A 9009-nucleotide genomic window follows, 5' to 3' on the forward strand; every position below is an offset into this window, starting at 1 on the left:
CCTTTCGCGACACAAGGCCGCTCCTACAGGGTCCGCATAAAACAGAAAGGGCACCCGAAGGTGCCCTTTCTTTCATCCCGCCGAAGTCAGTTCAGCGCAGGCTTGTCGCCATTGATCGGGATGCGCTTGGCCTTGGCTTCTTCCGGCACGATGCGCAGCAGTTCGATGCTGAGCAGGCCGTTGGCCAGGCCCGCGCCCTTGACCTCGATATGGTCGGCCAGGCGGAACGAGAGCTTGAAGGCGCGCTGGGCGATGCCCTGGTGCAGGAAGGTGACGCCTTCGCTGCCATTGTCGCGCTTGCCGCCGGTCACAGTCAGGACGCCTTTTTCGACCTGCAGGTCGAGGTCCTGCTCCTGGAAGCCGGCTGCGGCAACCACGATGCGATAGTGGTCATCGCCATGTTTTTCCACGTTGTAGGGCGGGTAGCTGCTACCGGCCTCGTTGCGCGCGGCGGCTTCGAACAGGTCGTTGAATCGGTCGAAACCGACGGAGTTGCGCAAAAGCGGTGCGAGAGAGAAAGCGGTGGTCATGGTCATTAACTCCTGAGATTCAGCAAGTAAAGTCACTACGCGACCCGACTTCGGCATCGCGTACTCAAGAGATATGTCCGGGCAAAAAGCTTTCAAGGGCTGGCGTGAAAAAATGTGCGGGGAGGTGAGGCTTGCCCCGCGACAGCGCCAGCTCAGGCCACGCGATCCTCGATCACCTGCATCTCATAGCCAAGCAACCCACTGATGCGCTGGCAATCATCTTCGCGGCGCAATTCGGCGAACAGCGCCACCGCTTCGGGATACCCACGCGTCAACATCGCCAGCCACTGCTTCATTCGCCCCGGCGCATAGCGCGGCGACAGCTTGGCCTGGGCCTGGCGCCAGAACTCGCGCAACAGCGGCAGCAGTTCATCCCAGCTCATCGGCCGGTACTCGACGCCATCGCGGGCCGCGGCGATCTGCAAGGCCAGGTCCGGGCGCGACACCAGACCACGACCGAGCATGATGTGCTCGGCGCCGCTGACTTCGCGGCAACGCCGCCAGTCCTCGACCGTCCAGATCTCGCCATTGGCGAACACCGGCACCTTGACCACATCCTGCACCCGCGCCACCCACTCCCAGTGCGCGGGCGGCTTGTAGCCCTCGACCTTGGTCCGGGCATGCACCACCAGGTGCGCCGAGCCGCCCTCGGCCAGCGCGGTGGCACAGTCGAGGGCGCCATCGGGGCTGTCGTAGCCCAGGCGCATCTTCGACGTCACCGGAATGTGCGCCGGCACCGCGCGCCGCACCTCGCGCACGATGGCGTGCAGCAGTTCAGGCTCCTTGAGCAGCACCGCGCCACCACGCGACTTGTTGACGGTCTTGGCTGGGCACCCGAAGTTCAGGTCGATCACCGGCGCCCCCAGCTCACAGGCCAGCGCCGCGTTCTCGGCCAGGCACACTGGATCGGAGCCAAGCAGTTGCACGCGCATCGGCACGCCGGCGGCGGTACGCGCGCCTTGACGCAGCTCCGGCGCCAGCTTGTCGAACGAAGACGCCGGCAGCAGGCGGTCGCAGACGCGAATGAACTCGGTGACGCACCAATCGATGCCGCCCACCCGGGTCAGGACGTCGCGCAGGATGTTGTCGACCAGCCCCTCCATGGGGGCCAGGGCAATTTGCATTTCAGGGTCTCGCCAGGAAAAAGGCGGCAGTCTAGCAAAAAACCGCCACCGCTCAGCTGCCGATCAGCGCCGGGCCGTAACCGTCGAGGAATTCCGCTGGCATGCGCCGGGGCTTGCCGCTGGACAGCTCGATACAAGCGAAAGTGGTCTGTGCGCGCAGCAAGGTGACGCCATCGCTTGGGCGCTTGAGCTGGAAACGACGGGTCATGCGCAGGCGCTGGTCCCAGTCGATGATCCAGGTGGCCAGCTGCAGTTCGTCATCCTCGTAGGCGGCGGCCAGGTAGTCGATCTCGTGACGAACCACGGCCATGGCCCGGTCCAGCCGGCGATATTCGGCCAGGTCCAGTCCCAGGCGCTGGGAATGGCGCCAGGCGCAACGCTCCAGCCAGGTGACATAGACGGCGTTGTTGGCGTGGCCAAGGCCGTCGATGTCTTCGCTGCCGACGCGAAGATCGATGATGAATGGTGCTGCCAGATCCCAGCTCATGCCCGCTCCTGGTTTTAGTGAACGGGCAGAGTGTAACGGATGCTCAGGCGCTTTGCCGCGCAGGCTGGGCGGCACGCGCCAGCAACTCCAGCACGGCCCCGCCCAGGCGCGGATCGGCCAGCACGCGCAGGTGACCGCCCTCCTCCAGCAGCAGCAGGCGACTGTCGAACCAGGCCTGGTGAATGAGCGGCGCCTCGCTGGCCGCCACCAGGGCGTCATCGCAGGCATGCACCACCAACCCAGGAATATCCAACTGATAGCCGCTGACGTCGAGGCGCGCCACCTGCACGCCCAGGTCGCGCTCGACCTGGCGAATGAAGGCCGCCCTGGCGCGCGCCGGCATGCCCAGGTGCCGGGCGAAGCCGCGCAACACGCCGAGCAGCCGGGCCGGCGCGGCGATGCTGACCGCCGCATCGGCCCGCAGCCCCCACTGCAGGGCCAGCAGCAGGCTGGCACCGCCCATGGAATGACCAATCACCGCGCGCAGGGGCGGCAACTCGGCGGCGGCCTCGAGCAGAGCCCGAGCGAACAGCACCACATTCGCCTGATCGCCGGGCGAACGACCATGCGCCGGCCCATCCAGCGCAACCACGGTATGACCATGGTCGACCAGTGTCTCGATCAGGGCGGCGAACTGGGTCGGCCGCCCTTCCCAACCATGCATCATCAGCACGGTCGGCCCCTGCCCCCAGCGCAACGCCGACAGTCCGAAGCGCAGGGTGATGCGCTCGGCCCTCTCCAGCAGCGGCAGTTCCCACTGCCGGGGCGGCAAGGTGCGTGGCGCCATGAAAGCCCGGCGCATCCTGCCGGCAATATGTTCTGGGGCCAGGTGGCCCAGGGTGCCGTTGACGCCACGAATCCAACTCAAGGTACTCATCGCCTAGCTCCAGGGTCAGGTTTGCTCAGATCACCGCCGACTTGGCGGCACGCAGGATTCGATCGGACAGTTCGCTGTCGCCCAGAGCACGCGCCACGGCCAGCCCACCCACCATCAGGGCGAAGTCGGCGAGTGCCTTGTCGATATCTTCGGGACGGTCGACCATCTGCGCGATCATCAGCTCGATGTGCTCGCTCAGCACATCACGGAACGCGGCTGGCAAGCGTTGCATTTCGCCAAGCGCATTGGGGATCGGACACGCCTGCACGTCGGCATCGCGATGCTTGCGCGACAGGTAGAAAGCCGCCATCAGGGCACGGCGCTCGACGCCATCGAGCCCGGGGTCCAGCTGGTCCACCAGGGCCCGACGCTCCGCCAGCAATTGGCTGAAGGCTTCGAGCATGAGGTCGTCCTTGCTCTCGAAATGGGCATAGAACCCACCCACCGTCAGCCCGGCGGCGCCCATCACCTGGCTGACGCTCGGCTCGGCGGGGCCATGCTGGATCAATGCGCAACGTGCGGCATCGAGGATGCGCTCGCGGGTTCTGCTCTTCTTGTCGCTCATGGCTCGCCCCGAAAATATTATGATCACAATATTATTCTCATAATATTTTCTGGCAAGCAGAAAATGCACCCACTGATCGGACGTGATGATTTTTCAGGGAGCCAGAAAAACAAAAGGCTCATTCAATAAGCGAATGAGCCTTATAAATCCCGCAAAACGCAGGTAAGAAAATTGGCGTCCCCTAGGGGACTCGAACCCCTGTTACCGCCGTGAAAGGGCGGTGTCCTAGGCCACTAGACGAAGGGGACATAACCTTCGTGCCGGCTCGCTTTCACGAACCGCGGCGAATTGGTGGAGCTAAGCGGGATCGAACCGCTGACCTCCTGCATGCCATGCAGGCGCTCTCCCAGCTGAGCTATAGCCCCGAGTAAAGCAAAAGGCCCATCCATCTGGTTGATGAGCCTTTCAGTACCCGCTAACGCGGGAAAAGTGGCGTCCCCTAGGGGACTCGAACCCCTGTTACCGCCGTGAAAGGGCGGTGTCCTAGGCCACTAGACGAAGGGGACGTAACCTTCGTGCCGATCCGTTTTCACGAACCGCGGCAAAATTGGTGGAGCTAAGCGGGATCGAACCGCTGACCTCCTGCATGCCATGCAGGCGCTCTCCCAGCTGAGCTATAGCCCCGGATTTATAGCCTCTCGGCCCAGCGACTGCGACATCGCTTGTGCAAAACTGGCGTCCCCTAGGGGACTCGAACCCCTGTTACCGCCGTGAAAGGGCGGTGTCCTAGGCCACTAGACGAAGGGGACGAACCTTCTTACCTTCAAGACCCGTTTGCTGGAACCGGCCTTGCCTGACAGCCTTGGCTATCAGTCGGAATTTGGTGGAGCTAAGCGGGATCGAACCGCTGACCTCCTGCATGCCATGCAGGCGCTCTCCCAGCTGAGCTATAGCCCCACTATGTCGCTCTGAACCGAATCGCTGGCTGGGTGCCTGGCGTTTCGTTTTCGTTCATCGCTGTGGACGGGGCGCATATTAAGAGCGGATTGCAGGGCTGTCAAACGAATTTTTGAAAATATTCAAAAGTTTTTTCACAGATAACAATCACTTACCGCCCTGCCCCGGTAAAAACCTGAGCACTGAGCCCTGTGGGAGCGGGTTTACCCGCGAATGCGGCGGTGCATGCGCCAACGTATTCGCGGGCAAACCCGCTCCCACAGGTTCAGCTATCGCTTCAAGGTCGCTGTCAGGCGATATTCGCCAGCAGCTTCTCCCACTCCTTGTTTTCCTTCTTCGACACACCGCCGAGCAGGTCGATGGCCTGGCGCAGACGGTAGCGGGTCAGGTCGGGGCCGAGGATCTCCATGGCGTCGAGCACCGACACCGAGCTGGCCTGGCCAGTGATGGCGGCGAACATCAGCGGCATGGCATCACGCAGCTTGAGCTCCAGCGACTCGACCACGGCCTGGATACAGGCGGTGATGCGCTCCTTCTCCCATTGACGCAGGCTTTCCAGCTTCCACAGGATCAACTGCATCACCTGGCGCACCTGGTCGGCCGACAGCTTCTTGCTCTCGAACAGCTTGGCGTCGAGCTTGAGCGCGCCCTCGAAGAAGAAGCCACCCAGCGGGGCGATCTGGCTGAACGTTTCGACCCGGCCCTGCACATGGGGGGCGATCTTCATCATGTAGTCGCTGTTGAGCGCCCATTTCTGCACGCGCGCAGCAAACTCTTCCACCGGCAGCTCGCGCAGCCACTGGCCATTGAGCCACGACAGCTTCTCGATGTCGAAGATCGGACCGCCCAGGGAGATGCGCGACAGGTCGAAGTGCTCGACCATCTCGTCCAGGGAAAACTTCTCGCGCTCGTCCGGCATCGACCAGCCCATGCGTCCGAGGTAGTTGAGCATCGCCTCGGGCATGAAGCCCATGCGCTCGTAGAAAGTTACCGACGTCGGGTTCTTGCGCTTGGACAGCTTGCTCTTGTCGGGGTTGCGCAGCAGCGGCATGTAGCAGAGCTTGGGCTGCTCCCAGCCGAAGTACTCGTACAGCTTGATCAGCTTGGGCGCCGAGGGCAGCCACTCTTCGCCGCGCAGCACGTGGGTGATGCCCATCAGGTGGTCGTCGACCACGTTGGCCAGGAAGTACGTCGGCAGGCCGTCGTTCTTCATCAACACCTGCATGTCCATGCGGTCCCATGGGATCTCGACATCGCCACGCAGCATGTCCGGCACCACGCAGACGCCTTCGCTCGGCACTTTCATGCGGATCACATGGGGCTCGCCGGCTGCCAGGCGGCGCTGCACTTCCTCGTCGCTCAGCAGCAGGGCGCGGCCGTCATAGCGCGGGGTTTCGCCACGGGCCATCTGCTCGGCACGCATCTGCTCCAGCTCCTCGGCGGTGCAGAAGCAGTAGAAGGCGTGGCCGGCATCGACCAACTGCTTGGCGTACTGGGCGTAGATCTCGCCGCGCTCGCTCTGCCGGTACGGGCCGTGCGGGCCGCCGACGTCGGGGCCTTCGTTCCATTCGATGCCGAGCCAGCGCAAGGCGTCGAAGATCTGCTGCTCCGACTCACGGGTCGAGCGCAGCTGGTCGGTGTCTTCGATACGCAGGATGAACTCGCCGCCATGCTGCTTGGCGAAGCAGTAGTTGAACAGGGCGATGTAGGCGGTGCCGACATGGGGGTCGCCGGTGGGCGACGGCGCGATACGCGTGCGAACGGTGGTCATGGTGAGTCTCGAACGAAGAATGAAACAAAGCCGGGATGTTAGCAGGGAGCGGGCATCGGGCTCCAGCAATGGCGCTATCGTCACTTGTGACGCTGCCCTCGACCGCTGTTAAATTTGCTTACACTTCTACTGCGACTCCCCTCATGCCCACGCCACTCAAACGTCGCCTGCTGACCTTCGTCGCCCTGATCGCACTGATCGGCCTCGCTTTTCTCGCCCACTGGTACTTCAAGGGACGCTTCTACGAAAGCACCGACAATGCCTATGTGCAGGGCGAGATCACACGCGTTTCCAGCCAGCTGGGCGCGCGAATCGATGAAGTGCCGGTGCAGGACAACCAGCACGTGAACAAGGGCGATCTGCTGGTGCGTCTGGAGGCCGCCGACTTCGAACTGGCCGTCGAGCGCGCCCGCGCCGCCCTGGCCACGCGCGAGGCCGAGCGCATGCAGGCGCAGAGCCGGCTCACCCAGCAAGGCAGCCTGATCGCCGCCGGCCAGGCCCAGGTCGCCGCCAACCAGGCCACCCTCGACCGCTCGCAGCTCGACCTGAACCGCGCCCAGGCCCTGCGCAAACCCGGCTTCGTCTCCGAGGAACGGGTCACCACCCTGTCGGCGGAAAGCCATGTCGCCCGCTCCCAGGTCGACAAGGCCCAGGCCGACCTCAAGGGCCAGCGCCAGCAAGTCGACGCCCTCAGCGCCGAGCTCAAGCGCCTCGATGCGCAGATCAGCAACGCCCGTGCCGACCTGGCCCAGGCCGAGCTGAACCTGACCCGCTGCGCGATCCATGCACCGATCAGCGGCACCATCGGCCAGCGTAGCGCGCGCAACGGCCAGGTGGTGCAGGCCGGCGCGTACCTGCTGTCGATCGTTCCCGACGAGGACATCTGGGTACAGGCCAACTTCAAGGAAACCCAGATCGGCAGGATGCACCCCGGCCAACGTGCCGAACTGCTGTTCGACAGCTACCCCGACACGCCTGTCGAGGGCCGTGTCGACAGCCTGTTCGCCGCCTCCGGCGCGCAGTTCAGCCTGCTGCCACCGGACAACGCCACCGGCAATTTCACCAAGGTGGTACAGCGCATCCCGGTCAAGCTGACCTTCGCCGCCGACAACCCGCTGCATGGTCGCATCCGCCCCGGCATGTCGGTCACCGCCACCATCGACCTGCGCGACGAGGACGCAGGCCACGATGGCCGGTGACACGCTGCTGCGCCCCACCGCCGAGCCGACCCGGCGCGACTGGATCGCGGTAATGAGCGTGATGCTCGGCGCCTTCATGGCGGTGCTGGACATCCAGATCACCAACTCGTCGCTCAAGGACATCCAGGGCGCGCTGTCGGCGACCCTGGAGGAAGGCTCGTGGATCTCCACCTCTTATCTTGTGGCGGAGATCATCATGATCCCGCTGACCGCCTGGCTGGTACAGCTGCTCTCGGCGCGGCGCCTGGCGGTGTGGGTGTCGCTCGGCTTCCTGGCGTCGTCGCTGCTGTGCTCCATGGCCTGGAACCTGGAAAGCATGATCGTGTTCCGCGCCCTGCAAGGCTTCACGGGGGGCGCGCTGATCCCGCTGGCCTTCACCCTGACGCTCATCAAGCTGCCGGAGCATCACCGTGCCAAGGGCATGGCCATGTTCGCCATGACCGCCACCTTCGCCCCCTCCATCGGCCCGACCCTGGGCGGCTGGCTGACCGAGAACTGGGGCTGGGAGTACATCTTCTACATCAACATCCCGCCCGGGTTGGTGATGATCGCCGGCCTGCTCTACGGCCTGGAAAAGAAAGACGCGCACTGGGAGCTGCTGAAAAGCACCGACTATGCGGGCATCGTCACCCTTGGCCTTGGCCTGGGCTGCCTGCAAGTGTTTCTCGAGGAGGGACATCGCAAGGACTGGCTGGAGTCGAACCTGATCGTCAGCCTCGGCACGATCGCCCTGCTCAGCCTGATCCTGTTCGTGATCCTGCAGTTTTCCCGTCCGCATCCGCTGATCAACCTGCGCATTCTCGGCAACCGCAACTTCGGTCTGTCGAGCATCGCCAGCCTGGGCATGGGGGTCGGGCTGTACGGGTCGATCTACCTGCTGCCGCTGTATCTTGCGCAGATCCAGGGCTACAACGCCTTGCAGATCGGCGAGGTGATCATGTGGATGGGCGTGCCGCAGCTGTTCTTGATCCCGCTGGTGCCGCAGTTGATGAAGGTGATCCCGCCCAAGGTGCTGTGCGCCCTGGGTTTCTGCCTGTTCGGGGCAGCCAGCTTTGGCTCCGGCGTGCTCAACCCGGACTTCGCCGGCCCCCAGTTCAATCAGATCCAGGTGATCCGCGCCCTTGGTCAGCCAATGATCATGGTGACCATCTCGCTGATCGCCACTGCATACATCCAGCCGCAGGACGCGGGGTCGGCGTCGAGCCTGTTCAACATCCTGCGCAACCTGGGCGGTGCCATCGGCATCGCCTTGCTGGCGACGTTGCTGGATGCGCGGACCAAGGTGTACTTCGACTACCTGCGCGAGGCGCTGGTGCCGGGTAATCCGCAAGTGGCCGAGCGCCTGGCGCAGCTGGCGGAGCGGCTGGGCAGCGATAACGCGGCGCTGGGCAAGCTGTCCGAGATTACCCACCAGCAGGCCTTGATCATGGCCTACAACGATGCCTTCCATTTTGTCGGGATCGGGCTGGCGGTGAGCATGCTGGCGGTGTTGCTGACGCGCACGTTGCCGCAGGGGTTGAAGGCGGGCGAGGCGCATTGAACGATTTACGCTTGACCTG

At 63.9% G+C, this 9009-nt stretch carries 8 protein-coding genes and 6 tRNA genes; 2 read left to right on the top strand and 12 right to left on the bottom strand.

Features of this window, described 5'->3' with window-relative positions; genetic code table 11:
* Window positions 1-86 precede the first annotated feature (86 nt).
* The 12 genes from N5D48_RS24710 to gltX form a co-directional block, all read right to left on the bottom strand.
* Window positions 87-530: an Hsp20 family protein gene (locus tag N5D48_RS24710; RefSeq protein WP_279888663.1), complete on the bottom strand. Its 444-nt coding sequence runs from the start codon at window positions 528-530 to the stop codon at window positions 87-89.
* A 152-nt stretch (window positions 531-682) separates the two neighbouring features.
* Window positions 683-1654, bottom strand: coding sequence for a tRNA-dihydrouridine synthase (locus N5D48_RS24715; protein WP_279888664.1), 972 nt, complete (start codon window positions 1652-1654; stop codon window positions 683-685).
* 52 nt (window positions 1655-1706) lie between these two features.
* Window positions 1707-2141 carry a thioesterase family protein gene (locus N5D48_RS24720; RefSeq protein WP_166884286.1) on the bottom strand — a complete coding sequence of 145 codons (435 nt, stop codon included), beginning with the start codon at window positions 2139-2141 and terminating at the stop codon, window positions 1707-1709.
* Between the two features lie 43 nt (window positions 2142-2184).
* Window positions 2185-3018 (bottom strand): alpha/beta fold hydrolase, encoded by an 834-nt coding sequence (locus N5D48_RS24725; protein ID WP_279888665.1) that lies wholly within the window; start codon window positions 3016-3018, stop codon window positions 2185-2187.
* A gap of 25 nt (window positions 3019-3043) precedes the next feature.
* Entirely contained in the window at window positions 3044-3583 is a 540-nt protein-coding gene (locus N5D48_RS24730) for a TetR/AcrR family transcriptional regulator (protein WP_279888666.1), read from the bottom strand.
* A 172-nt stretch (window positions 3584-3755) separates the two neighbouring features.
* Window positions 3756-3831: transfer RNA gene (locus N5D48_RS24735), tRNA-Glu, on the bottom strand.
* Between the two features lie 41 nt (window positions 3832-3872).
* A tRNA-Ala gene (locus N5D48_RS24740) sits at window positions 3873-3948 on the bottom strand.
* Between the two features lie 65 nt (window positions 3949-4013).
* Window positions 4014-4089, bottom strand: a tRNA-Glu gene (locus N5D48_RS24745).
* A 42-nt stretch (window positions 4090-4131) separates the two neighbouring features.
* Window positions 4132-4207, bottom strand: a tRNA-Ala gene (locus tag N5D48_RS24750).
* 49 nt (window positions 4208-4256) lie between these two features.
* Window positions 4257-4332, bottom strand: a tRNA-Glu gene (locus tag N5D48_RS24755).
* Between the two features lie 72 nt (window positions 4333-4404).
* Window positions 4405-4480 (bottom strand) — tRNA-Ala (locus tag N5D48_RS24760).
* A 289-nt stretch (window positions 4481-4769) separates the two neighbouring features.
* Entirely contained in the window at window positions 4770-6251 is a 1482-nt protein-coding gene (gene gltX, locus N5D48_RS24765; protein WP_279888667.1) for a glutamate--tRNA ligase, read from the bottom strand.
* A gap of 143 nt (window positions 6252-6394) precedes the next feature.
* Here gltX and N5D48_RS24770 point away from each other — a divergent pair, with 143 nt between their 5' ends.
* Both N5D48_RS24770 and N5D48_RS24775 read left to right on the top strand, forming a co-directional pair.
* Entirely contained in the window at window positions 6395-7450 is a 1056-nt protein-coding gene (locus N5D48_RS24770) for an HlyD family secretion protein (protein ID WP_279888668.1), read from the top strand.
* Entirely contained in the window at window positions 7440-8990 is a 1551-nt protein-coding gene (locus N5D48_RS24775) for an MDR family MFS transporter (protein WP_279888669.1), read from the top strand. The genes N5D48_RS24770 and N5D48_RS24775 overlap by 11 nt, the downstream gene beginning before the upstream one ends.
* Window positions 8991-9009 lie beyond the last annotated feature (19 nt).

It is taken from the genome of Pseudomonas sp. GD03858, assembly GCF_029840925.1.
In the GTDB taxonomy this organism is placed as follows: domain Bacteria; phylum Pseudomonadota; class Gammaproteobacteria; order Pseudomonadales; family Pseudomonadaceae; genus Aquipseudomonas.